General features: G+C 71.7%; 25 protein-coding genes, 1 pseudogene and 1 riboswitch. Of the genes and pseudogenes, 7 read left to right on the top strand and 19 right to left on the bottom strand.

The window, feature by feature from the left end; translation table 11 throughout:
- Positions 1-29: 29 nt before the first annotated feature.
- The 12 genes from BN2279_RS18890 to BN2279_RS18835 all read right to left on the bottom strand — a co-directional run bounded on the left by BN2279_RS18890 (position 30) and on the right by BN2279_RS18835 (position 10,381).
- Positions 30-1,142 (bottom strand): MSMEG_0565 family glycosyltransferase, encoded by a 1,113-nt coding sequence (locus BN2279_RS18890; protein WP_059011220.1) that lies wholly within the window; start codon positions 1,140-1,142, stop codon positions 30-32.
- Positions 1,139-1,975 (bottom strand): carbon-nitrogen hydrolase family protein, encoded by an 837-nt coding sequence (locus tag BN2279_RS18885; RefSeq protein WP_059011218.1) that lies wholly within the window; start codon positions 1,973-1,975, stop codon positions 1,139-1,141. The genes BN2279_RS18890 and BN2279_RS18885 overlap by 4 nt, the downstream gene beginning before the upstream one ends.
- Positions 1,972-2,823: a carbon-nitrogen hydrolase family protein gene (locus tag BN2279_RS18880; RefSeq protein WP_059011216.1), complete on the bottom strand. Its 852-nt coding sequence runs from the start codon at positions 2,821-2,823 to the stop codon at positions 1,972-1,974. Before BN2279_RS18880 ends, BN2279_RS18885 begins: the two co-directional genes overlap by 4 nt.
- Positions 2,820-4,262, bottom strand: a complete 1,443-nt coding sequence (locus BN2279_RS18875) for an MSMEG_0567/sll0787 family protein (protein WP_079032401.1) — start codon at positions 4,260-4,262, stop codon at positions 2,820-2,822. The genes BN2279_RS18880 and BN2279_RS18875 overlap by 4 nt, the downstream gene beginning before the upstream one ends.
- A 5-nt stretch (positions 4,263-4,267) precedes the next feature.
- Positions 4,268-5,368, bottom strand: a complete 1,101-nt coding sequence (locus BN2279_RS18870; RefSeq protein ID WP_234348009.1) for an MSMEG_0568 family radical SAM protein — start codon at positions 5,366-5,368, stop codon at positions 4,268-4,270.
- Positions 5,369-5,378: 10 nt separating this feature from the next.
- Positions 5,379-5,909: an MSMEG_0572/Sll0783 family nitrogen starvation response protein gene (locus BN2279_RS18865; RefSeq protein ID WP_059011214.1), complete on the bottom strand. Its 531-nt coding sequence runs from the start codon at positions 5,907-5,909 to the stop codon at positions 5,379-5,381.
- A gap of 58 nt (positions 5,910-5,967) precedes the next feature.
- Positions 5,968-6,849, bottom strand: coding sequence for an amidohydrolase family protein (locus BN2279_RS18860; protein ID WP_234348008.1), 882 nt, complete (start codon positions 6,847-6,849; stop codon positions 5,968-5,970).
- Positions 6,792-8,108, bottom strand: a complete 1,317-nt coding sequence (locus tag BN2279_RS18855; protein WP_059011212.1) for an MSMEG_0569 family flavin-dependent oxidoreductase — start codon at positions 8,106-8,108, stop codon at positions 6,792-6,794. Before BN2279_RS18855 ends, BN2279_RS18860 begins: the two co-directional genes overlap by 58 nt.
- A complete protein-coding gene (locus tag BN2279_RS18850; protein ID WP_059012548.1) occupies positions 8,105-8,410 on the bottom strand; it encodes an MSMEG_0570 family nitrogen starvation response protein in 306 nt (101 codons plus the stop codon). The genes BN2279_RS18855 and BN2279_RS18850 overlap by 4 nt, the downstream gene beginning before the upstream one ends.
- Positions 8,411-8,496: 86 nt before the next feature.
- Positions 8,497-9,183: a hypothetical protein gene (locus BN2279_RS18845; protein WP_159037278.1), complete on the bottom strand. Its 687-nt coding sequence runs from the start codon at positions 9,181-9,183 to the stop codon at positions 8,497-8,499.
- 17 nt (positions 9,184-9,200) lie between these two features.
- Positions 9,201-9,758, bottom strand: coding sequence for an NUDIX hydrolase (locus tag BN2279_RS18840; protein ID WP_059011209.1), 558 nt, complete (start codon positions 9,756-9,758; stop codon positions 9,201-9,203).
- Positions 9,759-9,937: 179 nt separating this feature from the next.
- Positions 9,938-10,381, bottom strand: coding sequence for an ATP-binding protein (locus tag BN2279_RS18835; RefSeq protein WP_159037277.1), 444 nt, complete (start codon positions 10,379-10,381; stop codon positions 9,938-9,940).
- A 337-nt stretch (positions 10,382-10,718) separates the two neighbouring features.
- On the opposite strand from BN2279_RS18835, the gene BN2279_RS18830 reads away from it, so the two are divergent.
- Positions 10,719-12,146: an NsdA family TPR-like regulatory protein gene (locus BN2279_RS18830; RefSeq protein WP_059011206.1), complete on the top strand. Its 1,428-nt coding sequence runs from the start codon at positions 10,719-10,721 to the stop codon at positions 12,144-12,146.
- 11 nt (positions 12,147-12,157) lie between these two features.
- On the opposite strand, the gene BN2279_RS18825 is transcribed toward BN2279_RS18830, so the two are convergent.
- Complete coding sequence (locus tag BN2279_RS18825; protein ID WP_059012546.1) at positions 12,158-12,739, bottom strand: HAD family hydrolase; 582 nt, start codon at positions 12,737-12,739, stop codon at positions 12,158-12,160.
- A gap of 284 nt (positions 12,740-13,023) precedes the next feature.
- Here BN2279_RS18825 and BN2279_RS18820 point away from each other — a divergent pair, with 284 nt between their 5' ends.
- On the top strand, positions 13,024-13,515 hold the full coding sequence (locus BN2279_RS18820; protein WP_079032303.1) for a gamma-glutamylcyclotransferase family protein: 492 nt from the start codon (positions 13,024-13,026) through the stop codon (positions 13,513-13,515).
- A 296-nt stretch (positions 13,516-13,811) separates the two neighbouring features.
- A pseudogene (locus tag BN2279_RS18815) lies at positions 13,812-14,867 on the top strand (transcriptional regulator); the annotation flags it as partial.
- An 86-nt stretch (positions 14,868-14,953) separates the two neighbouring features.
- On the opposite strand, the gene BN2279_RS18810 reads toward BN2279_RS18815, so the two are convergent.
- Both BN2279_RS18810 and BN2279_RS18805 read right to left on the bottom strand, forming a co-directional pair.
- The gene (locus BN2279_RS18810; protein WP_059011201.1) at positions 14,954-15,268 is read right to left on the bottom strand and encodes a MazG-like family protein; all 315 of its coding nucleotides are present in this window, start codon (positions 15,266-15,268) and stop codon (positions 14,954-14,956) included.
- 249 nt (positions 15,269-15,517) lie between these two features.
- Positions 15,518-16,390, bottom strand: a complete 873-nt coding sequence (locus BN2279_RS18805; protein WP_159037276.1) for a DUF4231 domain-containing protein — start codon at positions 16,388-16,390, stop codon at positions 15,518-15,520.
- Between the two features lie 427 nt (positions 16,391-16,817).
- On the opposite strand from BN2279_RS18805, the gene BN2279_RS18800 reads away from it, so the two are divergent.
- Together BN2279_RS18800 and BN2279_RS18795 are read left to right on the top strand one after the other, a co-directional pair.
- Positions 16,818-18,392 (top strand): sugar ABC transporter substrate-binding protein, encoded by a 1,575-nt coding sequence (locus BN2279_RS18800; RefSeq protein WP_159037275.1) that lies wholly within the window; start codon positions 16,818-16,820, stop codon positions 18,390-18,392.
- Between the two features lie 132 nt (positions 18,393-18,524).
- Positions 18,525-19,052 carry a hypothetical protein gene (locus tag BN2279_RS18795; RefSeq protein ID WP_159037274.1) on the top strand — a complete coding sequence of 176 codons (528 nt, stop codon included), beginning with the start codon at positions 18,525-18,527 and terminating at the stop codon, positions 19,050-19,052.
- A 62-nt stretch (positions 19,053-19,114) separates the two neighbouring features.
- Here the strand turns inward: BN2279_RS18795 and BN2279_RS18790 are convergent, their stop codons facing one another.
- Positions 19,115-20,383: an aminotransferase class V-fold PLP-dependent enzyme gene (locus BN2279_RS18790; protein ID WP_059011193.1), complete on the bottom strand. Its 1,269-nt coding sequence runs from the start codon at positions 20,381-20,383 to the stop codon at positions 19,115-19,117.
- Positions 20,384-20,549: 166 nt separating this feature from the next.
- Positions 20,550-20,667: riboswitch (SAM riboswitch) on the bottom strand.
- A gap of 399 nt (positions 20,668-21,066) precedes the next feature.
- On the opposite strand from BN2279_RS18790, the gene BN2279_RS29505 reads away from it, so the two are divergent.
- Positions 21,067-21,693 (top strand): MmyB family transcriptional regulator, encoded by a 627-nt coding sequence (locus tag BN2279_RS29505; protein ID WP_059011187.1) that lies wholly within the window; start codon positions 21,067-21,069, stop codon positions 21,691-21,693.
- Here the strand turns inward: BN2279_RS29505 and BN2279_RS29500 are convergent.
- The gene (locus BN2279_RS29500) at positions 21,668-22,564 is read right to left on the bottom strand and encodes an MFS transporter (protein ID WP_234348007.1); all 897 of its coding nucleotides are present in this window, start codon (positions 22,562-22,564) and stop codon (positions 21,668-21,670) included. The genes BN2279_RS29505 and BN2279_RS29500 overlap by 26 nt on opposite strands.
- Between BN2279_RS29500 and BN2279_RS27955 the strand changes: the two genes are divergently transcribed.
- Positions 22,452-23,399 (top strand): MFS transporter, encoded by a 948-nt coding sequence (locus BN2279_RS27955; protein ID WP_059011191.1) that lies wholly within the window; start codon positions 22,452-22,454, stop codon positions 23,397-23,399. The two genes, BN2279_RS29500 and BN2279_RS27955, sit on opposite strands and share 113 nt — an antisense overlap.
- Here BN2279_RS27955 and BN2279_RS18770 read toward each other — a convergent pair.
- On the bottom strand, positions 23,374-24,000 hold the full coding sequence (locus BN2279_RS18770; protein WP_059011187.1) for an MmyB family transcriptional regulator: 627 nt from the start codon (positions 23,998-24,000) through the stop codon (positions 23,374-23,376). The two genes, BN2279_RS27955 and BN2279_RS18770, sit on opposite strands and share 26 nt — an antisense overlap.
- Before the next feature lie 153 nt (positions 24,001-24,153).
- Positions 24,154-26,634, bottom strand: coding sequence for a 4-hydroxyphenylacetate 3-hydroxylase N-terminal domain-containing protein (locus BN2279_RS29495; RefSeq protein WP_079032298.1), 2,481 nt, complete (start codon positions 26,632-26,634; stop codon positions 24,154-24,156).
- Between the last annotated feature and the right edge of the window lie 14 nt (positions 26,635-26,648).

The raw sequence follows: 26,648 nt of genomic DNA, 5'->3' as shown, positions 1-26,648 counted from the left end.
ATCCCCGGCCCGGCTGTCGGCGTCGGCGGTCAGGCGCGGGCGGACCGGAGGGGAGCGGCGAGGGAGCGGTAGAAGTCGAGGTGGCGGCGCGCCGCGGCGTCCCAGGTGTGGCGCGCGGCGAGGGCGCGACCGGCGGATCGCCGGGCCGGGTCGCCGGACGCGAGGGCGCGTCCGAGTTCGGTCGCCAGGCCGTGGGGCGTGGTGGCGAAGCGGGCGGCGGCGCCGAAGACTTCGCGTAGGACGGGCAGGTCCCGTACGACCAGGGGCACGCCCGCGGCGAGGGCTTCCATCGCGGCCAGGCCGAAGCCCTCCTTGACCGAGGGGAAGGCGAAGGCGTCGGCGGCGGCGACCAGCGACGGTAGTTCGTTCTCCGGGACTTGGCCCAGCACCACCGGCTCGACGCCGAGTTCGGCGGCCCGTTCCTCCCAGCGGGCGCGGTAGTCGCGGTAGTCGAAGAGGGTTTCGCCGCCCGCGATCACCAGCCGCACGCCGGGGTGTTCGGCACGCAGGAGGGCGTAGGCCTCCAGGAGGTCCAGGGAACCCTTGCGGGGCTCGATGCCCCCCACGGTGAGGACGTAACGACCCAGCCGGGAACGCCAGTTCGCGCGGGCCGCCGGATCGGTGGCCGCGAAGCGGCCGTACGCCACCCCGTTCGGGATGATCTCCGCCTCGATGCCCCAGCCGTCGGCGAGTTCGGTGGCGACGGCCGCCGAGACGCAGATGTGGGCGTACGGCTCGGCGATGGCCCGCTCGTGGCAGGCGGCCAGTTCGGGGGTCGTGAAGTGGTCGATGTGGTGGACCGTGCGGACGCACCGGCCGCCCACCGCGTTGGCGCTGATGCAGTCCTGGGCGTGGACGACGTCGTACGGCGCCGGGTCGAAGGCCGCGCCGAGGACGGCGATGGAGCGCAGGATGCGCTCGCCGACGGTCTCCCGCGGCGGGCCGTCCGGGAAGGGGACGATCCGCAGCCGTACGTCGGGACGCACGGGCCGGAAGAAGCCGGAGTCGCCGCCGCGGCCCAGCGTCCACACCGTGACGTCCTGCCCGGCGGCGGCGAGCGCCTCGGCGAGGGCGAGAGTGTGGACGACGCCGCCGCGCGGCTTGGTGGAGTAGCTGAGCAGGGCGATGCGGAGGCGTGTCATGAGGGGGTCTCCCGGTAGGCGTCCGGTCGCCGTTCGTCGAGGTGGCACAGGATGCGGCGGGCGCGTTCCCGCTCGGCGGCGACGTCGACCTCGGCGACGGCGAGGCCGGCCTTGGCCCAGGTGCGGGCGAGGATGTCGCCGCCGGGGCCGACGACCTTGGCCTGGCCGAGGAACCGCATGCCTCCCATCGCGCCCGTCTGGTTGGAGGAGGCGAGGACGACCTGGTTCTCGGCGGCGCGGGCCTGGTCGTACAGGTCGAAGAGTTTGGCCTGCCGGTCCTGGGCCATGCGCGGGGCGCGGTTGGTGATGCTGGTGGGCCAGGCGGACAGGCAGGCGAGGATCTCGGCCCCGTCCAGGGCCAGGGAACGGGCGGATTCGGGGAAGGTCTTGTCGTAGTCGATGAGCATGCCGATCCGGCCGACCGGGGTGTCGAAGGCGTCGAAGCGGTCGCCGGCGGTGAAGGCCGCGACCTCGCCGGCCGGCAGGTGGACCTTGCGGTGGTGGCCGAGGACGCCGTCGCCGCTGACGCAGACGGCGGAGTTGTGGCGTTCGGTGCCGCCGTCCTCGCAGTAGCCCAGGCAGACCACCATCTCGGCGGCCAGGCGGGCGACTTGGAGGATCAGCGGGTCGTCCGGCTTGAGTGCCGGCGGCAGGGCGTCGGGGTCGGGGTGCCGCAGGTCGGCGAGGTAGCCGCCGAGGGCGGCGTGGGGCAGGACGAGCAGTCCGGCGCCGGCGGCGCGTGCGTCGTCGATGAGTTTGGCGATGCGGGCCAGGTCGAATTCCAGGTCGCGGCCGAAGTGGGCGGCCACGGCCGCGATCCGGATGCTGCTCATGCGGTTGCCGCTCCTGCGGGTGCGTAGGTGTCCGGACGTCGGTCCCGCAGGTGCCCCATCGACCGGCGGGCGGTCTCCAGGGCCGCGGCGACGTCGATCCCGGCGACGGCGAGGCCGGCCGTGACGCCGGTGTCGGCGAGGATCTCCCCGCCCGGGTCGACGATTTTGGCGCTGCCGACGAAGCGTAGCGATCCGAAGGTGCCCGACTGGTTGGCGGAGAGCCACACGATCTGGTTCTCCAGGGCGCGGGCACGGTCGAACAGGTCGAAGCGGCGCTTCCAGCGGTCCTCTTCGAGGTGGGCGGTCGCGTTGGTGCGGGCCCCCGGCCAGGCGGAGACGCAGACCCCGATCTGCGCGCCGTCCAGGGCCAGCGCCCGGGCGGACTCCGGGAACGCCTTGTCGTAGCAGATCATCATGCCGATCCGGCCGGCCGGCGTGTCGAAGGCGTGGAAGCGGTCGCCGGAGGCGTAACTGGCGTCCTCGCCGAGCGGTTGGTGAACCTTGCGGTGGTTGCCGAGGACGCCGTCGCCGGTGACGCAGACGGCGCTGTTGTACCGCCTGCCGTCCGCGCCCGCCTCGCAGTAGCCGGCGACGACCGTCATCTCCCCGGCGAGGGCGGCCAGTCGGCGGATCTCGGGGCCGTCGCAGGCAAGGGCGGGCGGGCCTTCGTCGAGGGCCGCGTCGTCGTCGAGGCTCAGCAGGTAGCCGCCCAGGCAGGCTTCGGGCAGCGCCAGGAGACGCACCCCCTCCTCCCGTGCCTCGCCGATCAGCCGTCCGGCGATCCGGAAGTCCTCCTCCAGATCGCGGCCGAACGCGGCGGCGACGGCCGCCATGCGCAGGGTGCTCATGCGGTCCCCATCCCGGTCACGGTGGAGGTGACCGCCTCGGTGATCTCTCCGTCGGGCCAGCGCAGCCCGACGCCTTCTCCCGCGGTGAGCTCCCCGCACACCGCGCCGGTGGCGGGCCCGGCGGGCGGGGGCGGTGCCCCCGGCTCGTCGGCCGTGAGCATCGCGAAACCCGGGAAACAGGTGAACCAGTCGCCCACGGTCGCCGTCCCCGGCCGGGGCACCGCGGCCACGTCGAGGACCGCGCGGCAGCCGCCGGCCTCGGCGAGCATGCCGAGCGTGCCGCCGATCCCGGCCATCGACACGTCCTTGGCGGCGGCGGGCCGGGCGGTGGCCGCGGCACCGGCCAGCATGCCGGTCATCGCGCGGAGTTCGTCCGCGTGGCGGTGCGTGGTCGAGTCCCACTGGCGTCCCCGGTAGCCCGGGCGCCAGCCGCCGCCGAGGTCGGCGGTCAGCCGTACGGCGTGCCCGGGGCGCCCGCCACCTCCCGGCACCGGATGGCGGGTACGGCCGAGGGCGGTGACGGACAGCGCGGCGGGGACGCCGAGTTGGGTGTGCCCGCCGAGCACCGGCACTCCGTACGCCTCGGCCGCCCGGCTCAGGCCCGCGAGGATCCGCGCGGCGTGCCCGGCGTGCCGCGCGCCGACCGCGTCGAGCAGTCCGAGCGGTGAAGCGCCCATGGCGGCCAGGTCGTTGACGTTGACCAGGACCGCGCACCAGCCCGCCCACCCGGGGTCCCGCTCGACCATGGACGGCACGATCGCGTCGCACGCGGCGATCACGTCCGTGCCCGGGACGGGCGCGCCGTCGTCACCGACGAAGCCAGCCGGAGCGGGCAGCCCGGCGAGGAGGGGCCCCAACGCGGCCTTCGTGGCCGCCGCCTGCGCCGCGATCCGGTTGATCGGCCACCGCATCAGGACGTGCGGAGCGCCCGCGACCGTCGTGTCCCGGACCCGCTGCCAGCCCAGGCGCCGGAACAGCGTCGCGGCGCGCGCCTGGACGGTCGCGTCGAACCGCAGCACGCCCTCGGCCTCCGCCCGGGCACAGGCGGCGCGGACGAGCGCCGCGCCGATGCCGTGCGGGCCGCGGGCCCCGGGGGCGACGACGAGGCGCCCGCCCTGCCACCAGCCGATGTCGGGCCCGTCACCGACCGGGCACAGGCGCACCCCGCCGACCACGGTGCCCTCCGGGTCTTTGGCGACCAGGACGACGGTGCGCGGGTCGCTGTCGCGGTCGTCCAGGTCGTGGCGCGCGAAGAGCCCCTGTTCGTGGACGAAGACGTCACGGCGCGACCGCCGGTAGGCGGCGATGTCGGCCGCGCCGTCCGCCTCCGCCACGCGGAACGCGGGCTGCCGGGCGAGCGTGCTGCGGTCGCCCAGCAGGGCCAGGATGTCCCGCGGCCCGTCCACGGACGGCACCGCGACGGAACCGTCGAGGTACACGGCGCTCACCCGCCCGCGGCCCGGAGCACACCGCACGCGCCGCAGGCGGCGCAGCCGGCCTTCTGGTCGGCGCCGCTCATCCCGGCGGCGCGCAGCTTCGCGGCGACGCCCTCGGTGACGTACTTCAGGAGCGCCGCTTCGGGCGCCCCGACCCCGTCGCGGGCGGCGAGGGTACCGCGCATCGGGCGGAAGGGGACGACGAAGGGGTACACCCCCCGGTCGATCAACCTGCCCGCTCCCGCGATGAGTTCGTCGGGGTTCTCACCGAGTCCCACGAGGAGGTACGTGGAGACGCGGTTCGGTCCGAAGACGCGCACCGCCTCGTCCCAGGCGGCCTCGTACTCGGCCATCGGCACCGTGGACTTGCCGGGCATCCAGCGCCGCCGCACCTCGTCGTCGAGGGACTCGGCATGGATCCCGACCGCGGTGGCTCCCGCGTCGCGCAGGGCGCGGATCCAGGCGAGGTCGCCGGGCGGTTCGCACTGCACCTGGACCGGCAGACCGGGCACGGCTTCCAGCACCGCCCGCACCGACCGTACGAGGGTGCGGGCGCCGCGGTCGGGACCGGTGGTGGTGCCGGTGGTCATCACCATCTGCCGGACGCCGTCCAGCCGTACGGCCGCCTCGGCGACCTCGGCGAGCTGCGCGGGGGTCTTCGCGGCCACGGTGGCGCCCGAGCGCAGGGACTCCTCGATGGTGCAGAAGCGGCAGCGGTCGGCCTCGGCGTAGCGGACGCAGGTCTGGACGACGGTGGTGGCGAGGACGTCGGCGCCGTGCAGGCGGGCGATCTGTTCGTAGCGGGTGCCGTCGGCCGTGGTCAGGTCGTAGAACTTCGGTCGCCGGACGGGCGTGAGGGAGATTCCGGTGTCCTCGGCGCGTCCGGACTCGTCGCCGAGCCACACCGTGCCGTCCCGCACGAAGTAGGGGCTGTCGGGGTTGTGGGGGAGGGCGGCGTTGGCACCGTCGACGAGGACGTGTCCGTCGTCGCTGGGCCCCGCGCCGTCCGGCCGCCGCACGGGCGCGTCCAACGCGACGCCGCGCAGGGCGAGTTCGGCCCGGGTCATGATCCGCACATCCACCGCCGTCGATCCGGTGCCAACGCTCACGTCGTGCCCCTCAGAGCTGGTAGGTGGAGTTGATGATGGCGCCCTTGCGCGCGTAGTGGATCAACGCGTCCTGGACGTCGAGGGGGTGGGTGGGGATGACGCCCTCGATGAGGTCCTCCTCGCGGGCGCCGTGCAGGGAGAGGCCGAAACGGCAGCAGTAGACCTTGCCGCCCTCCGCGATGAACGTCTTGAGCTGGTTGTTGATGTTGTGCTCGCCGGGGAAGGCGGAGTTCCCGACGGTCGGGAAACCGCGGGTGGCCAGGCAGTTGAGGGAGCCGGGGCCGTAGAAGTAGATCGCCGTCTCGAAGCCCTTGCGCAGGGCGCGGGTGGCCTGGAGGACGGCCACGAAGGACACGGACGACTCGTGGGCGATGCCGTGGACGAGGGTGAAGTACGTCTCGCCGTCCTCGGCCCGGTAGTCGGGGAAGACCTTGGTGGAGCCGTAGATGCTGGTGCCCTCGGGCAGGGAGGGGTGCGGGATCTCGGCGAGCGACTTCTGCTCGACGTCGGAGAGTTCGGCGGTGGCGGCGGATTCGGACATGGTGGTCTCCTTGTGCGCGGTAGGGGTGGGGGTGTGGTCGGTTCAGTCGTCGGTCGGTTCAGTCGTAGAGCGAGGCGAACGTGTCCCGGAAGACGAGAGCGCCGAGTTCGCCACCGCCGGTCGCGTCGGCGAGCCGGGCGTACTCGCCGGCGAAGTCGCCCCACGGCTGGTCACTGGCGAAGAGCACCCGGTCGTGGCCGATGCCGCGGTGCTCGATCTCCCGGGCCAGCCAGCGGGGTGTGAAGCCGATGGCCCAGGAGAGGTCGGTGTAGACGCGCTTGCCGGCGGTGATCCAGTCGAAGAACCGGGACCCGGCCAGCTTGATGTGGCCGCTCATCCCGCCTCCGAAGTGCACGAGGTGGACCGGTACCCGGTCGGCGTACCAGTCGACGAGATGACCGACCTCGTCGATGTCGGACGCGGCGCCGGGGGACGTGTGCACGTGGACCACCAGCCCGTGCCGCTCGGCCGTGGCGAAGACGCGGTCGAGCAGGGGCCGGCAGGCCGGGTCGGTGGGGCGACCGCCCAGCAGAAAGCTGAGCTTGAGCGCCTTCACACCGTGCTCGCCGGCCAACGCCAGGGCCCGCGCGGTGCGTTCTTCGTCCTGGGGACGAGGTGAGACCCACAGTCCGGCGCGGACGCGGTCGTCGGTCTGAGCGGCTTCCAGCGCCAGTTCGTTGAAGGAGAAGGCGATCGCGGGGTCGGGGACGCCGTAGTTGGGGATGACCAGGGCGCGTTCGGTGCCCTCCGCGTCCAGGTCGGCGACGAGCTGCTTGACCGTGGCGCGGGCGGTGGGTGGTGTCGGGGCGGACGGGCGGGCCGCCGTAGAAGGGGTAGGCGGGCAGGACTCCGATGTGCCGGTGTGCGTCGTGGACCATGGCGTCAGCCGATCGGGAGGGCGGAGGCGAGTTCGGTGGGCGCGCCGGTGAGGGTGCCGCACACGTCCGCGAGGCGGCGCGAGGCGTCGATGTGGTCGGCGAGGAACTCCGCGTCCCGGCCCACCGCTTCGAACCGTCCCGAACCCCACGAGTGCTGCCAGGGCAGGCCCAGGAAGTACAGGCCGGGCGTGCCGGTGGCGCCCCGCCAGTGCATCGGGTAGCCGCGGCCGTCGAAGACGGGCGCCTCGATCCAGCGGTGGTCGCGGCGGAAGCCGGTGGACCAGATGACGGAGGTGATCCCGGCGGCCTCCAGGTCCACCGAGCCGGGCCGTTCGTCCGGCTCCCACACCGGTACGGGCCGGGGCTCCTCCGGCGCGTCGATGCCCTCGGCGGCGATGTGCGCGTCGATGGCGTCCTTGATGCCCTCGGCCACCGCGTCCGCGTGGTCCAGGTTCGTCTTGAGGTCGTCGGCGAACGTCAGCGTCGCACCGCTGATGCCGGTGAGCCGTCCGTACAGCCGCATGCCGTCACGGGCGAAGGCGCGCAGATCGATGTCCCGGCCGCCGTCGCGTCCGGTGACGTAGTGGTTGACCCGCATCCGCACGGCACCGGCGTCGTCGAACTCGTCGATGCTCCTGCGGTAATGGCCCATGTCGTCGAGCCAGGCCACGCAGTCACGGCCACGGTAGAAGCGGGCCACGCGCGGGGCGCTGCCGACGGCCAGATGCACCTGGCGGCCGGCGAGGTGAAGGTCCTCGGCGATCTGGCAGCCGGACTGCCCGGTGCCGACCACCAGGACCGCTCCGCCGGGAAGCCGGGCCGGGTCCCGGTAACGGGAGGAGTGCACCTGCGTGATGGCGTCGGGCAGGCGCTGGGCCATCGGCGGGACGGACGGCGTGTGGTAAGGGCCGGTGGCCACCACGACCTGGTCGGCGGTGAAGTCTCCGGCGGTCGTGCTCAGTTCGAACGTCCCGGTGGTCGCGCGGCGCAATCTGGTGACGGACACGCCCTCCACCAGGGGCGGTTGGAAGAAGGCCACGTAGTCCTCCAGGTACCGGACGATGTCCTCGCGGACCATGAACCCGTCCGGATCGTCCCCCCGGTAGGGGAAACCGGGCAACCTGCACTGCCAGTTGGGCGTCACCAGGCAGAAGGAGTCCCAGCGATGCTCCCGCCACTCGTGTCCGACCCGATGGGCTTCCACGACGACGTGCTCGATGCCGCGCTGACGCAGGCAGTAACTCATCGAGAGCCCCGCCTGACCGCCACCCACCACGGCGACCGGATAGTGGGCGCCGGCGAGCGGTATCGCCGGGCTCACCGGTCCCTCCCCTCGGCGGTGGTCAGGGACTCGACCGTCACCCTGGCCCCGCTGACGGCGGCGTAGGCGGCGGCGGTCCGCTCGATCCGCGCCAACTGCTCGGAGGCGGCGGTGCAGTAGAAGCCGAACTTCTCCCGCACCCGCTCCCCGGCGATGCCGAGCGCCGTACGGCTGCGCTCGACGAAATCCGCCAGCTCGTAGTCACCACCGGTGGAGAAGTAGTCCGCGACGACCGTGGAGGGGGAGTAGCATCGCTGCGTCACGCCATCGGGCCACCGCACATCGAAATACATCTCGGGCATGACATCCTCCATGCCGGGCGCCGAGGTTCCGAACCTCGCCGCTGTCTGTGAGGACAACTCCAGCCCCCTCCGATTTCCGAACGAAGTCATCCGGAATAAAGGGGAGTTGCCAACTCCTCACCCCCCTGCCGCACCACCCCGGCCGGCCGATCGTCCCGGGCGTCCGGGTGACGGTGGGCGCAGCGGGTGCCCTGGCGGACGGTGCTCAGTGAGGTGCGGCGCGTTCGGCCGCAGGTGGTGCAGCGGGACAGCCAGGGCAGGGAGACCCGGCCCGGGTAAGGGGTAAGCGGCTCGTAACCGGCGGCCCGGAGTTCGCGTGCGGCCTGGTCGGGGGTGACGCGGGGGCGGGGCTGTTTGCGGTGGACGCAGAACTGCCCGGCGCGGATGCGTTCCAGGGCGATGAACCGGTCACCGGCCGGGCAGTCGGGCTGGGCGCATCGCATGTGCCAGGGCACGGTGGTGTTGCCGGGGTAGGTCTCCAGCGGAGTGAACCCGGCGGCTTCGAGTTCCCGCGCGGCGGTGGTGTGATCGACCGGGGGCCGGGTGGGGGGGCGGTGGCCGCAACGGCGTTGTCCCGGGCGGATGTGGGCGAGCCACACCAGCCGGGTCTGGCGGCAGGACGGGTCGGTACAGCGCACCTTCCAGGCGGTGTTGGCGTTTCCGGGGTACGTCTCCAGCGGCTCGTATCCGGCGGCGCGGAGTTCGGCGGTGGCCTGAGCGTGGGTGACCGGTCGGCGTGGCCCGGAACGGGCGGAGGCGTCGGCAGAGTTCATGGCGTCGGCGGCTGGGGTCAGCGGGTGGCGGCGCACGGGCGTTCCGCCTGTGCCGTGGGCGCGCCGTGGGAAAGGGAGTTGAGGCAGGCGGGGCAGTCCTGCTGCTCGGGGACGGGGCCCCGGCGCATCGGGCAGCCGGTGTCCAGCTCGGCGAACGTTCCGGTCAGCGCGGCCAGTACGGCGGCGCGGACCCGGGCGGCGAGTGCCGGTTCGCACCACGAGCCGAGTTCCTCGCGCGGCACCCAACGGGCCTCCGGGCCTCCGGCGTTGGGCCGCAACGCGGTCTCCCGGACCTGTCCCGCGTTGTGGACGAGATGGATCTCGGCGGGCGCCCCGGGGCGCGGCGGCCGGACGAAGTCCTTGGCGACCAGCCGCTGAAGCCGGACGGCCAGACCCGTCTGCCCACGCACGGCGGCCACGGTCGCCTCCCCGTCACCCACACCGTGGGGCACGACACCACCGGGCAACCGGAAGAAATCCGCCCCGGCGGGCCGGACCAGCAACAGCGCACCCGTGGGATGCGCGACAAGAGCCTGACCGACGATCACGGTCGGCGGAACGGGAGATGAGGCCATGGGGAGAGGTCCTTCGTGCGGTCGCGGTCCGGGCTGCGAGAGGTCGGGTTGACGCGGATGCGCGGGTGGAGCGGTGGCCCGCCGACAGCACGGCCAGGGCGCACCGCCCGGTATCAGGACGATGCAGCGCGGGACCGACGAAGCCTGCGCGGTCCTGCGGCCCCGGCTGCCGAGGCCCGTCATCGTTCTCCGCCCCGTTCGCGGACTGTGATCGCGCCCCAGGTGCATGGACCGTCCGTCCCCCAGCCAGCGGACAACGCCTCCACGATCGCCATGCCCCGACCGTTCTCGGCCTCATGCCCGGCCTGCCGGACATGTGCTCGGGCCGAAGTCCCGTCATGGACAGTGATGAGCAACATTTCGCCGCCATGGGTCAGAGAGATCGCGATCCGCTCAGCGGCACCGTGAACGACCGCGTTGGTGACCAGCTCGCTACAGATAAGCAGCAGATCGTCTGCCATTCCCGTCAACTCCCAGGCGGCCAGCGCCTCCCGGACGTATGCCCGAGCAATTCCCGGTGCCCGCTCATCACGCGGCATATCCCACTCGCGCACGCCCTCCGGCGAAGCAGTACCCGTATATGGCCCCCGGCGCGCCAGTTCGAATTCGTGCTGCGGTTTCACCAGGCCCCCTCCCCGAACGCGGCTCCCGGTACCGCTGCGGCACGGGCGAGCCGTGTGGTCAACACGCGATCCCCCAGTGGCGCGGTACGCATCACCATCAGCAGCTCCCTCCTGTAGCCGACCCACTCTGGCCAGCACGCATGGTGTGTGTCTCGTCACCTAGTGCAGCGAAAGTCCTGAGGGTGTGAACAGGTCTTTCCACCTGCCTTCTGGAGGCCCTTCACCGGCCCTCGACCGGCCCTTTGCGTGCGTTGGCGCCCCTGCCCGGCACAAGTGCTCTCCCCGGGCTGGGGAGAGCCGTTACGGTGAGACCAGGTGAGAGAACCGAGAGGTACCGATGGTGGTGGCGAACGAGGGCGTCAACGTCTCGCTGCGACGTCTGCGCACCGGGAGGAAACGCACGCAGGAGGAGATCGTCGGGGATCTTCAGGCGTGTGCGGACCGTATGTACGCCGAGGGGGAGATCGCGAGGCGCGCGACCTTCAGTCTTCGGCAGTACAGGAAGTGGGAGAAGGCGAACCCGCCCATGCCCCACCCGCTGAGTCAGCGAGTCCTGGAGATGTTTTTTCAACGGCCCGTGGCGGAACTCGGGTTCCTCCCTCCGGCTGCCATTGACACGGAGAAGGTCCACGCCTCGCAGAGCGTGAAGGCACGCACGCTGCCCGGTACTCCAGGGACAGCGGTCGAAATCCCGTCCCCTATCCCGTTTGCGCCGTCAGTAGCGGCGGCGCCTGGCGAAGCAGGTGATCCTACGAACCGACGCAGCGCGCTCACCATCCTCGGTGGAACCGCTTTGAGCCCGATGACGGCTCCTGAATCTGTCAGCGCCGACACCGTTCGGCATTACACCCGGCAAGCGACCCATACGGAACTCCCGGCCGGGGAGATCGAGTCCTTGGAACTCGCCGTGCATCAACTGGCAGCCGCTTACCAAGCTCATGCGCCGCTTGAGCTATGGCCGGTCGTGGCCGCGAACCGCCATCGTGCCTTCGGGCTTAGAGAGCACCGCCATACGCTGCGCGAGGGACGCGATATCGCCCATCACGCCGGGATGCTGTCGGTCATCATGGCCTGGATCGCACATGACATGGGGCGCCGGGACCTCGTAGCGGCGCTGTGCGACGACGCCTGGCATCAGGGCGAGCAAGCCCAGTCCTTGGAAGTGTGCGCTTGGGCCGAGGACGTCAGGGCTTCGGACGCCCTGTACGACAACCGGCCGCTTGATGCTCTGACCGCCGCAACCCGCGGCTTGGCCGTGGCTCCGCGAAACAGCAACGCGCACATTCGGCTGTCCGCGCAGCTCGCCAGGGCACACGCTCGCATTGGTAACGGTGAGGCCTACACCGAGGCGGCCACCGTTGTGCATCGCTATGGTGAGCACATTGCCCTGCATGGCGCTGGCTTGTTCTCCGTGGACCTAGTCCGTGTTCTGTCCTACGACGCGTCCTCTTACATCTGGCTGGGCGATCACGCGCGTGCCCAGGTGGCGGCCGTTCAGGCCATTGAGCACTACGAGGCGACCCCCAGCCCCCATCGAGCACCGACTCGGTTGGCCATCGCCCAGCTTGATCTGGCGCTCGCCCACACCGCGCAGGATGAACCCGACGCGGCGATCGCCGTCGCACGTCGTGCGTTTGACGGCGACCGCTTGGTGCAGTCTGTCCGCGACCGCGCGACGCAGCTTCGGCGCAGTCTCTTGCACCGCTACTCCACGCTTGCGGAAGTCCGGTCATTCGGGGAAGAACTGCGCACGCTCACGAGCTGACGCCAGCCGCTTCACCAGGACGACTCCACGAACGGGCGGACATCCACCACGTCCATGCCCGCTGCCCGCGCGGCGTCGATGCCCTCGTCAGCGTCCTCGATGACCAGGCAGCGAATTGGAGGGATCGCCAGCCTTCGCGCGGCTTCGAGGAACAGGTCCGGGGCCGGCTTTCCCCGAGGGGCGTCCTCGCGAGTCACCACGACATCGAACAACCCGACGAGCCCTGTCGCCGCGAGCCCCGCCCGCACCACTGAGCCGCCGCCGCCCGAGGCGACGGCACACCGCAACCCGGCCTCCCGTGCTCGCTCGATCCACCCGACGATGAGGGGGTAAGTCCGCAATGAGGCCACGTCTCGCATGATCAGCTCGCCACAATCCTCAAGAATCATCCGCGCATCCGCCCGCACGTCGAGCTCCCGCAGCAAATCCTCCCCCGACACCCCCAACCGCTGCCGATACCAGTCCTGCCGCAGAACGACGCCGTGGGGCTCCAAAGCAGCGGCGAGGCACTTGAAGTTCAAGGGCTGGCTGTCGACCAAGGTTCCGTCCCAGTCCGCGATCACTGCCCCGTACGCACTGACCTCCGGGTACATGGTCCTCCATTCCGCCAGCGTGGCCACGTGCTGCCACTGAGGCCTTTCTGGCCGCTTGTCAGCCGACCGACGACCCTATTGTTAGCCGGTCGAGTCGTAGTCCGCGTCTCTCGACTGCCTCTCTGGCGGCCTCTCATCGGCCCTTCCGCGGCGCTCCGGCGCGGTGTCGCTGAATGCCGCTTCTCCAGTCCCCGGGCTGCCGTTACGGTGGCACTGGGTAGAGAACGGATGCATCCACGACGCGCTGTGCGTCCCTCGCGCCGACACATCACCTTGAGGTACCCATGGCCCATACATCGGAAGAGAAGGCTCCGCTCGCCACAGACTCGGGTGGCTCCGGCCGTCTCGGCGCGCTTCCGGCGAGCCCGGATGTGCTGTTCGTCTACGGGACGCTCCAGTTTCCGGAGGTGCTCCGGGCGTTGCTGGGCCGCGTTCCGCACAGCAGGCCCGTTTCCGCGCATGGTTGGCGTGCTGCCGCGCTCGTCGGCCGGGTCTACCCGGGGCTCGTCCTCGCCGATCAGGTGACGGACGGGCTCCTGCTCGATGACCTCACACCTGCCGAGTGGCAGATGCTCGACGACTTCGAGGACGACCGGTACGAACTGCGGCGACTTCCCCTTGTCGGCGGTGGACTTGGCTGGGCGTATGTCTGGCCGGGCGAGGAGACACTGCCGGGGAACTGGAACGCCACCGAGTTCACCGCCCGCCACTTGGACGCCTATGCCGCCCGATGCGCGGGCATCGCGGCTCGCCGGGCGGGGTGCCTTGGACAGTGACGTGTCCTGCGAGCCTTTCGAGGATGTAGTCGTCCCGGTGCATGCGGACTCGCCGTCGCGCCACATGCGGAGGACGGCGCGTGCGTCGGGCGCTGGCCCCATGCGCGGGTCCGGCGGGACTCTGCTCGTCGCCCCATGACGGCTCACGCCAAGTGCGGGGCGCCTGGCGGGATGTCGTCCCGACGATCCCCCGCGAGGAATGGCCGGAAGACTCCGAAGCAGGACAGGGCCAGCTCCCAACGCCCGCGCCTATAACCGACGATGAAAGGAACCGAGCACTGCTGGGAGGGCCGGACTCGCTGGAAGCCGTTGCCGAGTTGGGGAGAATGGACGTGGACCGTCGCAAGTTGCTTGCAGTCGCCCCGTTTGCGGCGGCTGCCGGGGTGGGGCCCTCGCGGGACTGGCTCGTGAACACTCTCGATCAAGAGCCGGAGCCGGGTCCGCGTGTGCGCCTCGAGGATGTCACCGCCGTCAGAAACATGTTCACGACGTTTCAGCGCATGGACGTTCTCGAGGGAGGCGGGTCGGGACGGCTGATCCTGGCCGAGTATCTGACCCAGTACGTGTATCCGCTGCTGCGCCGCACCCATTCCGAGGACGTGCGCAGAGCGTTGTGCGAGGCGGCAGCCGAACAGACCTACCTGCTCGGGTGGATGGCCTACGACAACGGCGAGCACGGCACTGCTCAGCGCTACCTCATCCAGGCGCTGAGGCTGGCCGAGGAGTCCCGGGACGCGGCGCTCGGGGCCCACATCCTGGCGGGGATGGCGGATCAGGCGACATTGCTCGGCAATCCGGCCGAGGGCCGACGACTGGCGCAGGCCGGACGGCAGGGACTCGCGCACGCCGATTCCCCGGCGTGCTTGGCGGACTTGTGGTGTCTCGAGGCCCGTGCCCTCGCGCTGCTCGGTGACAAGGCGGCGGCTGCGCGGGCCGTCGCCCGGTCCGAGGCCGCGCACGGGAGGGCGCGGCTGGAAGAAGAGCCCGCCTGGGCGGCGTTCATCGACGTCGCGTACCTGCACGGTGAGCACGCGAACACCTTCCGGGACCTGGACGACGCCGATGCGGCGGAAGAACACGCGCGACTGTCGATCAACGCCGCCAAGCAGCAGCGGCGCGCCCGCCGGGGCGCCATGTCGCAGGCCGCGTTGGCGGTGGCGCATCTTCAACGACGTGATCTGGACGGGGCTCACGCGGCCGGCCTGAAGATGCTGGCGTTGACCGCGCAGGTCAAATCGTCGCGCTGCGTCGAGACGGTCGAGGACCTGCGGAGGCGCATGGTCCCGTTCGGCCGGCATCGGCTGGTCGCCGACTTCAACGAGCGCGCGAGCGCTCTGGTGCAGGCGGCCTGAAGGGAGTTCGGAGCCCGGAGGCCCAGTCAGGGGCGAGGCGGCTACGGGCGGGTGCGCCTCGGTTCGACGGCCGTGTGCTTCGCCTGTCAGGTCAGGGAGCGTGCGGCCACCGTGGTGAGGTGGCGGTCGAAGCGTGCCTGTGCGTCCGGGGTGAGCGTCGTGAGGGCGACCATGCCGGTGAGGATCACGTCGCACAGCTCCTTCTCGACGTCGGCCCAGGTGTGGGAGGCGCCCTTGCGGGGGTTGGAGCCCATCGCGCCGTGTACGGCCTCGGCGACCTCGCCCGCCTCCTCCTGGATCTTCAGGACGCGCAACAGCCGGGTCACGTCGGGGCTGTTGGTGCTGTTCGCGTCCAGCCACTCGACAAGGCGGTCGATCGTCTGCCAGGTCGCCCGGTCCATATGCTCACCGATCTTTGAGGGGGGTGGGGCGGCGAAGAGAGTGTCTCCTGCCGGTGTGGTGGTTTGGTCGGGCATTACCGATGAGTCGACGACGGTGATGCGCGAAGTGGCCCGCATAGCCGAGTGGTTCGTGATCGTAGGCCCATTCGTCGATCAGGTGGGAGATGGCGTCCGAGGCGAGGATGTGGTCGTGGCGGCAGCCGTTTCCGGTGCGGCCGACATGCCGGGTGCGGCGTGGGACGGGTTCCGTCAGGAACTTCGGTCGTCACGAACGGAACTCTGCTGCTCGAGCTGTAGCTCCCGTTTACGCTGCTCTTCCTTCAAACGTTCCACGAACCGGGCGAACATGCGCAGGCGTTCATGTTCCGTGAGCGGATGAGCGGCGTCGGCAGCGGCGTACTCGTCCAGCATGAACTGTGAAGCGTTGTAGTGCTTCTCGATGTCGTCGGCCGTTGACTGCAGGTTGTAGCCGCGTTCCCGGAACTTGAAGTAACCGGTGATGCCCGCCGATACGCCTACAAGCGCGCTCAGTGCCGAAGTCACGATCCGGAGAGCGAGGTTCGATCCCTCGTTCATGGCGGTCAAGGTCGAGGTCGTGATCGATCCCGTGATGATGACCACCTGGAAGAAGTTGTGCACGCGGCGGTTCCTGGCCGCCCCCTTGCGGTACTGCTCGATCAGATCGAGAGACGCCTCACGATAAATTCTCAGTCCCGACGGGGAGTCCAGGGGAAGTTTCGCCGCAGCCGTCTGGCGGTCGAAAAGAGCATTGCGGAGCTGTGCGTTCTTCTCGACGATCCGATTGCGATTGATCCAGAAGAGGCGGCCCATACCCGCCCATACGCCTACCACGATGACCAACCCGGCGTATCGGGTCGCGAACGGTTGGTCCTGCCACAGACCGACGATCACGGTGTAACCGAGCAGGAATGTCAGGGTGGCTGTACCGAGCTGGCTCAGCAGATAGATCCGTTGCCGACCGCGCGCGACCTTCAGGTCGTTCTCTGCCTCGTCGAAGGTCTTGGCGAACCCGCGGTAGGACGCCTGTAACTCCCGCTCTTCCTCTTCCGACAGCCCCGCTGGGTACGGCGTGCCCGGTCGTCCGCCCGAACCTGATGTCATCGTCCCCCTCATTCGGCGTTGTGGTGTACGCGCGAGAACCGGCCGGTTCCCGGCGAACATCACATGATACCGAGCCGTGAAGATGCCAGGCGAGGAACATCATGTTGATCGGTCTGGAGCGCAAAAGATCGCATCCTGTCCTTTACTGATCAAGTATGGGAACGGTAAATCCTTGATCACATGGTCCGGCATGCCCTGGCCCGGCGGTCGGCCGTGGGAGGCGGTTGCCGGGGTCCGGCGCGCGCCGGGCAGTGGTTTCTCAACTTTCCTCCGAACGAATGACATAGGCGCCATACTGCTGCCATCAGCGTTCCGTCCATGGGGGGATATGGTGCGTTTCCGTGGGGCTGAAGATGCGGGCGCTTCCCAGGAGGCGGTCCGAGTCCTGGCTTCCGCCTGGGGTGATGTCCCGAGCTGGATCTCGTCCGTGGCGACAGTGCTGGCTCTGGTCTTCGCCGCGATCGCTGCGGTGGCGGCTCGCCGGACCTACTCGATCGAGTCCGAGCGGGACCGGGTGAACATGCTGGAGAGGCACGCCCAAGTCGCTTACAGCCGACGGACGCAGGCTGCTCTCGTGTCGGTCTGGTGGGGCAGTAAGGACGGTCGGTGGGGCGCCTACGTCTGCAACGCTTCGGAGACCCCCGTATATCAGGCACACCTGACGATTCTTGACCCTGACATGCATGGGGACGCCGCTAAGACGCAGTTCCCCGTGGTTCCGCCGTGCGCGGACGCGGAGTTCTTCCCCATCGCGGTGGACGACCACTCCCTTGTCGACAGTGCGGTGCGCCGCGTGAAGCTGAGCTTCACCGACGCGGCCGGCGTCCGCTGGATACGCACCGAGCACGGACGGCTCATCGAACTGCCATCCGGCTTGCGTATCAGGGCCGACCCGGACCGGGCGGACGTACTGACCCGGTTCCACGAGGACTTCCGGGCCGCTTATGGCGTGACGATCACGTTCGAAACGGCGGTCGACAGCGACCCGCTGGCCCAGTTCCTGTCCGAGGCCGGGACGGGGCAGGTGGTGGACGGGTTGATATGCCCGCATGACTGGATCGGGAGCCTCTCCAGCCGAGAGGCGATCGACCCCATCGTTCTGTCCGCCCAGCACCGTGCCGCGTTCCCGCCCTGGGTCCTGCGAGCTCTGACGTTCGACAACCGTCTGTGGGGCCTGCCCATGACCGTGGACACGGTCGCTCTCGTCCGCAACACCGCCCTGGCTCCGGAGATTCCGGCGACATTCGAGGAGATGACGGCCACCGGACGGTCCCTCTTCCGCTCCGGCAGAGTCAGCGAAGTTCTCGCCGTGCGCGTTTCGGAGCATGGAGATCCCTTTCAGATCTGGCCGCTGTTCACGAGTGCGGGGGGCTGGTTGTTCGGCCGTGATGCGCACGGTGACTGGGACCCAGGGGTCATCGGCCTGGCTTCACCGGAATCCGTCCGGGCATTAGACGTGCTGCGCGAACTCGGTGAGGCGGGAACCGAAGTCCTGCGCCGGTCGATGGACCGTGAGAAGGCGCTGGATTCCTTCGCCCGCGGTGACTGTGCCTTCCTTATCACCACCTCGGACGGACTGGCCCAGGCGCGGGCGAACGGTATACCGATCGCCGTCAGCGGCGTCCCCCCGTTCACGGGCGGCGCACCGGCGACTCCGTTCGCACTCGTCCATGGCCTGGTCGCGTCGCGGCGAGGAGCCAACAAGATCACGGCGGAGGAGCTGTTCGCCGAATACCTCAGTCACCCGTCCGTGATGGACGCCCTGTCGAGCGACATCGGGTGCCCCGTGGCCATGAGCACAACGGGAGGCGTCCGGGACAGCGCGATCGAACGGTACAGCGAGATATGTGGGACGGCGCCGGTGATGCCTTCCTTTCCGAACATGTGGCGGGTGTGGCGCATCCTGGGGCAAGTGGAAGCCGCTGTTGTCGCGGGTGAATCGGCGGAGGAAGTGGCGCGATGGGCTGCCAAGGAGGTGGCCAACGCCCTTTCGATCTCCTGACCGTGACATCGGTGGCTTTTTGCCGACCACTGTCCCGCATAGCTGTGTGCCGCATGCGGTCGTCCTGTCACAATGGCCGGGAGATCCGGGGGCTGTATTCGGTGCACGTGAGGGATTCCGGAGGGATATTCCGTGGCCAGAATGGACAAAGAGATACTGCTCGGCGCGCTGAAGTTCGCGCACGAGAATCTCGACGGACTCAAGATCAAGGAGGTCGTCGACGAGAAGGGCGTCGAGAGCTACATCGACCACTGCGCCTGGCTGGCGGCCACCACCGGTGTGGCGGCCGGGGTCGGCGGGCCGGTCACTGCGGTGCTGGGGGTCCCGGCCGACGTCGCGAACACCATCGCGCAGCAGTTCCGCGTCACCCTCGCGGTGATCTATCACAGAACGGGCAGATACTCGGTCTCGTTCGAGGACTTCATCAAGATAGTCGCCGTATCCCTGGGGGTGGAACTGGGAACGCAGGCTGCCGTCTTCGGGGCGAACGTCGTCGCCAGGCAGGTGGCGCTGGAGATCACCAAGAGGTTGACGGCCAGGACGGCGGGGCGCTTGGTGCCGTTGATAGGCGGTGTGGTCGGCGGGGGAATGAACTACGCCTTCATCAAGGCGCAGGGGAAAGCGATGCTCGCTCTCGATCCGAAGAAGTTCCTCGCATAGTGCCGCGACGCCGGTCGAGCCCCCGTGGCCGCCCCCGCCGGGCGGCCACCGGGGGGCCGCGGTCAGGGGTGGGTCAGTTCGGCTGTCGCGGCCAGGAGGCGGTCGATGTGGGAGGTGGGGGTGCCGGCGCCGAAGCTGGCGCGGATGGCCTGGGGGCCGCCGTCGCAGTCGGCGGTGTCGTCGCCGAGCAGGGTGCGGACCAGGGGGTGCGCGCAGAACAGGCCGGAGCGGACGCCGATTCCGTACCGCTCGGACAGGGCGCGGGCGAACTCCGCGCTGTCCCAGCCGGAGACCGTGAAGGACACGACGGGCACCCGGGCGGCGTCCGGGCCGAACAGGGACAGCGGGCGTACGGCGGGCAGTTCGGCCAGGCCGGTGCGCAGGCGGGTCAGCAGGTGGTCCTCGTGCGCGGCGAGTTGGTCGAAGCCGGCCGTGGTGAGGGCGCGGCAGGCGGAGGCGATGGCGTAGGCGCCGATGACGTTGGGGGAGCCGGCCTCGTGGCGGGACTCGTCCGGGGCCCACTCCACGTCCAGGCCGCCGTCGGTCCGGCGGGACACGGCGCGGCTGGCGCCGCCGCCCGCGAGGTACGGTTCGGCGCTGCCGAGCCAGTCCGCGCGGCCCGCGAGGACGCCGGAGCCGAACGGCGCGTACAGCTTGTGCCCGGAGAACGCGACCCAGTCCACGTCGAGTCGCGCGATGTCCACGGCCCGGTGCGGGGCGAGTTGGGCGGCGTCCAGGACGATACGGGCGCCGTGCCGGTGGGCGGCGGCGGCCAGTTCGCGCACCGGCCACAGCTCGCCGGTGACGTTCGAGGCGCCGGTGACGCACAGCAGCTTCGGCCCGGCGGGCGCGGACCGCAGCGCGTCCTCGGCCGTGCGCACGGCCTCCTCGGGCGAGCGGGGCGCGGCCAGGTACGTCACGTCGTGTCCGCGCCAGGGCAACAGCGCCGCGTGGTGCTCGGTCTCGAAGACGAACACCCGGGTGCCGGCGGGCGTGACGGCGGCCAGCAGGTTGAGGGAGTCGGTGGTGGAGCGGGTGAAGACGACGCTGTCGCCGGGGCGGCAGCCGAGGAACCGGGCGACGGTCTCCCGGCTCTCCTCGAACAGGCGGGTGGAGAGCTGCGAGAGGTGTCCTGCGCCCCGGTGGACGCTGCCGTAGTACGGCGCGTAGGCGGCGATGTCGTCCCAGACCTGGCGCAGCGCGGGCGCGCTGGCGGCGTAGTCGAGCGCCGCGTACTCGGCGTCGCCGCCGTCCGCGAGCGGCACGCGGACCCCGGCGCTGAGCACGGGCAGGGGGACGGTGGCGGTGGCGGTGGTGGTGACAGTGGTCATGGCGAGTCTCCCGGAGGCATGACGGCCCGTCCGGCGGACCGTGCGCGCCGGGACGGGAAGGGAACGGGCCGGGCGGGAAGGATCGACCGCCGAGGCCGTGAAGGGACGGGGTGAAGGGCCTGGAACGGTGGCCTACGACATTCGCCGACTCATGGCGTACTCCCTGATGCCGCGCTTGCCACGGACCCTGCTGTCCGCGGCCCGGTCATCACCCGGGGCACCCCGCCGCAGAAGGAGGGTTGCCGGACAGCGGGCCGGGGCCTTCGTCGCTGTCACTCGTGACCTTGGGCCCTATCGTGCCACCGGCCGCGGCCGTCCGCCGCCCCCGTCTCACTCTCCGGACGGCAGGGTATGACCCCTGGTCACAGGATGAACGCCTGTCTGGCTGCCGCCGCGCGGCGCCGCTCACGATGGCCGGGCCGGACGGCCCCGTTCCCCCGCCGGAGCCGCATCCCCGTGCCGCCCGGCCCCGGAGGGCCGTGTGCCGTGCCGGGACGCGGTCTCTGACCCACCTCGCCCGCGGGCGACCCCGGGGGGGCGGGGGGGCGGCGGGGGCCTCCGCCCGGGGCGGGGCCCGGGCCTGGACCGGGGGGCGGGGGCGGGGCGGGGGGCCCGCCCCCCGGCGGGTGCGGGGGGCGGCCGCCGGGGCCCGGCGCCCCGCCCCGGGGGCCCCCCGCCACGCGATGCGGCTGGCCGGTTACCACGAACCGGCGGGCCCGGTCGGCGGCGACGGCGACGGCCGGGGCCGGCTGACGGCCGCCGTCCAGCCGGTGCTGGACTCGTGGCCCGCCAGCCCGGCCGCGCTGCTGGACCAGTACTTCGACCTGCTGGCCTGGAACACCGCCTGGAGCGCCCTGTGGGGAGCGCCCGAGGCGATCCCCGCCGACCGCCGCAACCTCATGTGGCTGATGGCGGCCGACGAACGGCTCCGCACCGTCGTGCACGACTGGGAGCCGCTGGCGATGAACGTCTTCCAGCACTTCCGCGCCCAGGCGGGACCCGCCCTCGCCGACCCCAGGACCAGCGAGGTCTACCGCCGGCTCGAAGCGGACGCCCCCGAGCTGCGCCACTGGTGGGGCTGCCACTCGGTGGCCGAGCTGACCGCCCGCACGGTCACCGTCGAGCCGAGGACCGGGCAGCCGATCCAGCTCACGCTGTCCTCGTTCCACCCGGTCGACGACCCGTCCGCGCTCGTCCTGCTGTTCACGCCCGACGCGGCCGAGGACCGCGAGCGCATGGCGGCCCTGGCCGAACGCGGACCGCGCGCGGTCCCGTCCCCGTCCGCTACGCCCGACCTGCGGGCGGGGTGACCGCCGCGCGGGCACCCCGGGCGAGCAGCAGCCCGCCGAGCGCCGCCAGCAGGGCCAGACCGGACCCCACGGCGAGGAACCCGGCCGACACGTCGGTGAACGCGCCGACCGCCCAGGCGCCGAGCCCGGTGCCCGCGTACATGGTGGACGTCAGCCAGGCGCTGGACGTGGCGCGCAGCTCGGGCGCGGCCGTGCCCGCCAGCGTCTGCTGATCCGTCACAAAGCCACCGCTGGCCACGAACCACAGCGTGATCCCGGCCAGCGCCACGACCAGGCCGGGCCCCTTCGCCGCCACCGCGATGCCCGCCGCCAGCAGCAGACCCCACAGTCCCAGCAGCGGCAGGTCCGTGCGCCCGGCCGCGCGGAACCGGTCGCCGAGCCGCCCGCCGAGCAGCGACCCGGCCACGCTTCCGGCGCCGACCAGCACCCCGACCAGGCCCAGCGCCTCGACCGACAGGTCGAACCGGTCCACCAGCAGCGCGCCGAGGAAGGTGTACGCGCCCAGGTTCGCCGCGTGGAACGCCGTGTTGACCAGCAGCGCGTCGCGCAGCGACGGCACCCGCCACGCGGCCAGCACCCCGCGGACCGCGCCCACCGGCACGCCCTGCCCGGCGGCGGGCCCGACCTGCCGCAGCAGCAGCGGCACGGCGGCGGCGGTGCCCACGGTCAGCGCCCAGAACGCGGACCGCCAGCCCGCGACACCGGCCAGCAGACCGCCCAGCGGCACGCCCACGACCTGGCCGCAGGAGAACAGCGCCATGCCCAGACCCAGCGCCCGGCCGCGCACGCGGTCCGACGTGGTCTCCGAGATGTGCGCCCAGATCGCCGGCCCGGCCGCCGCGGCGGCCGGGCCGGCGATCTGGGCGCACATCTCGGAGACCACGTCGGACCGCGTGCGCGGCCGGGCGCTGGGTCTGGGCATGGCGCTGTTCTCCTGCGGCCAGGTCGTGGGCGTGCCGCTGGGCGGTCTGCTGGCCGGTGTCGCGGGCTGGCGGTCCGCGTTCTGGGCGCTGACCGTGGGCACCGCCGCCGCCGTGCCGCTGCTGCTGCGGCAGGTCGGGCCCGCCGCCGGGCAGGGCGTGCCGGTGGGCGCGGTCCGCGGGGTGCTGGCCGCGTGGCGGGTGCCGTCGCTGCGCGACGCGCTGCTGGTCAACACGGCGTTCCACGCGGCGAACCTGGGCGCGTACACCTTCCTCGGCGCGCTGCTGGTGGACCGGTTCGACCTGTCGGTCGAGGCGCTGGGCCTGGTCGGGGTGCTGGTCGGCGCCGGAAGCGTGGCCGGGTCGCTGCTCGGCGGGCGGCTCGGCGACCGGTTCCGCGCGGCCGGGCGCACGGACCTGCCGCTGCTGGGACTGTGGGGTCTGCTGCTGGCGGCGGGCATCGCGGTGGCGGCGAAGGGGCCCGGCCTGGTCGTGGCGCTGGCCGGGATCACGCTGTGGTTCGTGGCCAGCGGTGGCTTTGTGACGGATCAGCAGACGCTGGCGGGCACGGCCGCGCCCGAGCTGCGCGCCACGTCCAGCGCCTGGCTGACGTCCACCATGTACGCGGGCACCGGGCTCGGCGCCTGGGCGGTCGGCGCGTTCACCGACGTGTCGGCCGGGTTCCTCGCCGTGGGGTCCGGTCTGGCCCTGCTGGCGGCGCTCGGCGGGCTGCTGCTCGCCCGGGGTGCCCGCGCGGCGGTCACCCCGCCCGCAGGTCGGGCGTAGCGGACGGGGACGGGACCGCGCGCGGTCCGCGTTCGGCCAGGGCCGCCATGCGCTCGCGGTCCTCGGCCGCGTCGGGCGTGAACAGCAGGACGAGCGCGGACGGGTCGTCGACCGGGTGGAACGAGGACAGCGTGAGCTGGATCGGCTGCCCGGTCCTCGGCTCGACGGTGACCGTGCGGGCGGTCAGCTCGGCCACCGAGTGGCAGCCCCACCAGTGGCGCAGCTCGGGGGCGTCCGCTTCGAGCCGGCGGTAGACCTCGCTGGTCCTGGGGTCGGCGAGGGCGGGTCCCGCCTGGGCGCGGAAGTGCTGGAAGACGTTCATCGCCAGCGGCTCCCAGTCGTGCACGACGGTGCGGAGCCGTTCGTCGGCCGCCATCAGCCACATGAGGTTGCGGCGGTCGGCGGGGATCGCCTCGGGCGCTCCCCACAGGGCGCTCCAGGCGGTGTTCCAGGCCAGCAGGTCGAAGTACTGGTCCAGCAGCGCGGCCGGGCTGGCGGGCCACGAGTCCAGCACCGGCTGGACGGCGGCCGTCAGCCGGCCCCGGCCGTCGCCGTCGCCGCCGACCGGGCCCGCCGGTTCGTGGTAACCGGCCAGCCGCATCGCGTGGCGGGGGGCCCCCGGGGCGGGGGGGGGGGGCCCGGCCCCCCCCCCCCGCCCCCCCCGGGGGGGGGGCCCCCCGCCCCGCCCCCGCCCCCCGGTCCAGGCCCGGGCCCCGCCCCGGGCGGAGGCCCCCGCCGCCGACACGGGCGCGGGTCAGGCGCGGGGGGTGAGCCGCCAGAGACGGACGGGCATGCGGCTGACCCAGCCGCGTTCCTCCTGGCGCCGGACGGCGGCCTCGCCGACCGCGCGGAAGAACTCCTCGCGCCGCGCGGGTTCGACGAGACGGCTGTAATAGTCCCCGAAGGTCGCGGCGTGGAAACGGGAGTACTGCGCGGCGTCCACCCCGGTGACCACGGCGGCGCGTTCCCACCACCCGTCGACGCGGAAGTCCCGTTCGGCCAGGGCCGTCAGGTCCTCGACGGTCCGGGTGCGGGTGGCGATGGGCAGCACCCCGCCGTCCGTGAACAGGCCGGGAACGTCCGCGCGCCGCACGCCGAGCGCGGTGAGGGCGTCGCGGACGATGTCGTCCTCGCCGCCCAGCCCGTGGGCGTCGCGCGCCGGGTGGTACGTCGTCAGCAGGAAGTGTCCGCCGGGCGCGAGGTGCCGGCGCACCCACGTCAGGACGCGTTCCTCCGTCGGGTACAGCCAGTGCAGCACCGACGTCATGGTCACGACGTCGGGCCGGTGGGGCACGGGCGCCGGGGTGTCGAGGTCGGCCCGCTCCAGCGCGACCCGGTCGCCGTAGGGCTCCAGGCGCGCGGCGGCCTCGGCGATGCGGTGCGGGGAGCGCTCCAGGCCGACCGCCAGCTCCAGGGAGGGGAAACGCTCCAGCGCGGCCTGGAGCAACTGCCCTATGCCGCTGCCCAGATCGGCCAGGGTGCGGGGTTCGCCGGGGATGTGGTCCAGGACCCAGTCCCGGTCGTGCTCCTGGCGCAGTCTGCTGGCGTCCGCGTAACCGGCCAGGGTGCGGGCCTGTCTCTTATACCCTCTCTTATACCCCTCTGGAGCCGCGGACGCAGGGGCGGGGGGGGGGGGTGGGGTGATGATCTCTGATGTAGGTATAATTAAGCAGCACAGTGAGTATGGGAGAGATTGACCGGATGTTATTGGTTTTATTTCAAAGGACAGGGGTACCAGCGAATGTGACACGTCCTCTTTCGTGGGCGGGGGCAGAGGTGTAAAGGAGAAAGGGGAAGGGGAGGGGGACGCGGGCGACTCGACGAACCGCCGCAGCCGCTCGCGGGTGCCGCTCTGGTCGTAGCGCTTGAAGAGGTTGATCCGGTTGCGGGTCAAGTCGCCCCGGTGGACGTACTCGTAGAGGTCCTGGCGCTGGCCGAAGCCGTCGCCGGTCAGCTCCCACGCCAGGCGGAACAGGCGGGACTTCCGCTCGGCGTCGATGCCCCGGCCGCGCATGTACCGGTCGAGGTGCGGGCGGAGCCGGGGGTGGGCGAGGTCGCCCGCGGTGGGCTGCATCAGCAGCCCGGACGCCCCGATCTTGCGGACGATCTCCACGGCGCTGCCCGCCACTTCGGCCGACCACACGCGGCTGGCGGCCGTGTCGCCCGGCGCGAACAGCCCGCTGTCGGTCGTGGTGGCGCGGGCCTCGGCGGCGTCGAGGAAGTACTCGGTGAGTTCGGCGTAGCCGGCCAGCCGCCCCAAGTCCTCCTGGACGTTGCGGAACTGGTCGACACCGATGGACTCGGCGACCAGGGTCGCCGTGGCCAGCAGCGTCCGCAGCCGCTCGCGGAACCGGACGTGCCCGATGTACGCGCTCCACGCGTTGATCCGGCCGAGCCCGACGCGCGCCAGATCACCGTCGCGCAGCAGGAACACCCGGTTCCACGGCACCAGGACGTCGTCGAAGAACAGCATCGCGTCCTGCTCGTCGTAGCGGGCGCCCAGCGGGTGGGAGTGGCCCCAGGGGGCGCTGCCGAGCGGCTCGCGGCACAGGGTGATCAGGCCCGGCGTGTTGAGCGGCAGCGCGAACCAGACGACGAACTGCTCGCCGCGTCGCTGGGCGAACGAGGCCGAGAGGTACACCAGCACCTCGTGCGCCAGCGGGGCCAGCGTGGTGAGTTGCTTGGCGCCGCGCACCACGATGCCGTGCTCGTTCTCCTCCAGGACCCGCAGCGCGAGGTCCGGGTCGTCCACCGGGTCGGTGGAACGGTCGATCTGCGGATCGCCCAGGGCGTGCGACAGCACGAGGTCGTTCTCCGCGCAGTACCGGTACCAGGCTTCGGCGTTGGCGCCGAAACCGGGCCGGTTGGCCTCCAGGCGGTGCCGGAAGTCGTAGACGCCGACGGCGATCGACGCCATGAAGGCGGGCGAACGGCCGTGCTGGCCCAGGGATTCGGCGTGCCAGAACTCGGCGCTGCGCCGCTGGAGCCGCAAGTCGTCCAGGCTGCGCGGCGGTTGGTAGGCGCGGGCCAGGCGGCGGCCGGTGTCGGGGTCCTGCCAGGTGAGCAGGTCCCGGTGTTCGGGGTCGTCCTGGAGGTCGAGCAGGCGGGCGAGTTCGTCGACGGCCGGTTTGAACGCGGGGTGGTCGGCGGGGCTGGTGACGCGTTCGCCGTCCAGGTACAGCTCGCGGCCGTCGGCCAGCTCGGCCCGGTAGCGGTCGCCGGTGAGCAGAGTCATGCGCGGGCTCCTGC

Source organism: Streptomyces specialis, assembly GCF_001493375.1.
In the GTDB taxonomy this organism is placed as follows: domain Bacteria; phylum Actinomycetota; class Actinomycetes; order Streptomycetales; family Streptomycetaceae; genus Streptomyces; species Streptomyces specialis.
The sequence above is the reverse complement of the archived record's forward strand: the minus strand, read 5'-3'. Positions and strand labels throughout refer to the sequence as shown.

What these genes read in the sequence shown, in the direction of transcription:
- BN2279_RS18890 (WP_059011220.1), bottom strand. Translation starts at nt 1,142, where the DNA reads ATGACACGCCTCCGCATCGCCCTGCTCAGCTACTCCACCAAGCCGCGC.
- BN2279_RS18885 (WP_059011218.1), bottom strand. Translation starts at nt 1,975, where the DNA reads ATGAGCAGCATCCGGATCGCGGCCGTGGCCGCCCACTTCGGCCGCGAC.
- BN2279_RS18880 (WP_059011216.1), bottom strand. Translation starts at nt 2,823, where the DNA reads ATGAGCACCCTGCGCATGGCGGCCGTCGCCGCCGCGTTCGGCCGCGAT.
- BN2279_RS18865 (WP_059011214.1), bottom strand. Translation starts at nt 5,909, where the DNA reads ATGTCCGAATCCGCCGCCACCGCCGAACTCTCCGACGTCGAGCAGAAG.
- BN2279_RS18850 (WP_059012548.1), bottom strand. Translation starts at nt 8,410, where the DNA reads ATGCCCGAGATGTATTTCGATGTGCGGTGGCCCGATGGCGTGACGCAG.
- BN2279_RS18845 (WP_159037278.1), bottom strand. Translation starts at nt 9,183, where the DNA reads ATGAACTCTGCCGACGCCTCCGCCCGTTCCGGGCCACGCCGACCGGTC.
- BN2279_RS18840 (WP_059011209.1), bottom strand. Translation starts at nt 9,758, where the DNA reads ATGGCCTCATCTCCCGTTCCGCCGACCGTGATCGTCGGTCAGGCTCTT.
- BN2279_RS18830 (WP_059011206.1), top strand. Translation starts at nt 10,719, where the DNA reads ATGGTGGTGGCGAACGAGGGCGTCAACGTCTCGCTGCGACGTCTGCGC.
- BN2279_RS18825 (WP_059012546.1), bottom strand. Translation starts at nt 12,739, where the DNA reads ATGTACCCGGAGGTCAGTGCGTACGGGGCAGTGATCGCGGACTGGGAC.
- BN2279_RS18820 (WP_079032303.1), top strand. Translation starts at nt 13,024, where the DNA reads ATGGCCCATACATCGGAAGAGAAGGCTCCGCTCGCCACAGACTCGGGT.
- BN2279_RS18810 (WP_059011201.1), bottom strand. Translation starts at nt 15,268, where the DNA reads ATGGACCGGGCGACCTGGCAGACGATCGACCGCCTTGTCGAGTGGCTG.
- BN2279_RS18805 (WP_159037276.1), bottom strand. Translation starts at nt 16,390, where the DNA reads ATGACATCAGGTTCGGGCGGACGACCGGGCACGCCGTACCCAGCGGGG.
- BN2279_RS18790 (WP_059011193.1), bottom strand. Translation starts at nt 20,383, where the DNA reads ATGACCACTGTCACCACCACCGCCACCGCCACCGTCCCCCTGCCCGTG.
- BN2279_RS29505 (WP_059011187.1), top strand. Translation starts at nt 21,067, where the DNA reads ATGCGGCTGGCCGGTTACCACGAACCGGCGGGCCCGGTCGGCGGCGAC.
- BN2279_RS27955 (WP_059011191.1), top strand. Translation starts at nt 22,452, where the DNA reads ATGCCCAGACCCAGCGCCCGGCCGCGCACGCGGTCCGACGTGGTCTCC.
- BN2279_RS29500 (WP_234348007.1), bottom strand. Translation starts at nt 22,564, where the DNA reads ATGTGCGCCCAGATCGCCGGCCCGGCCGCCGCGGCGGCCGGGCCGGCG.
- BN2279_RS18770 (WP_059011187.1), bottom strand. Translation starts at nt 24,000, where the DNA reads ATGCGGCTGGCCGGTTACCACGAACCGGCGGGCCCGGTCGGCGGCGAC.
- BN2279_RS29495 (WP_079032298.1), bottom strand. Translation starts at nt 26,634, where the DNA reads ATGACTCTGCTCACCGGCGACCGCTACCGGGCCGAGCTGGCCGACGGC.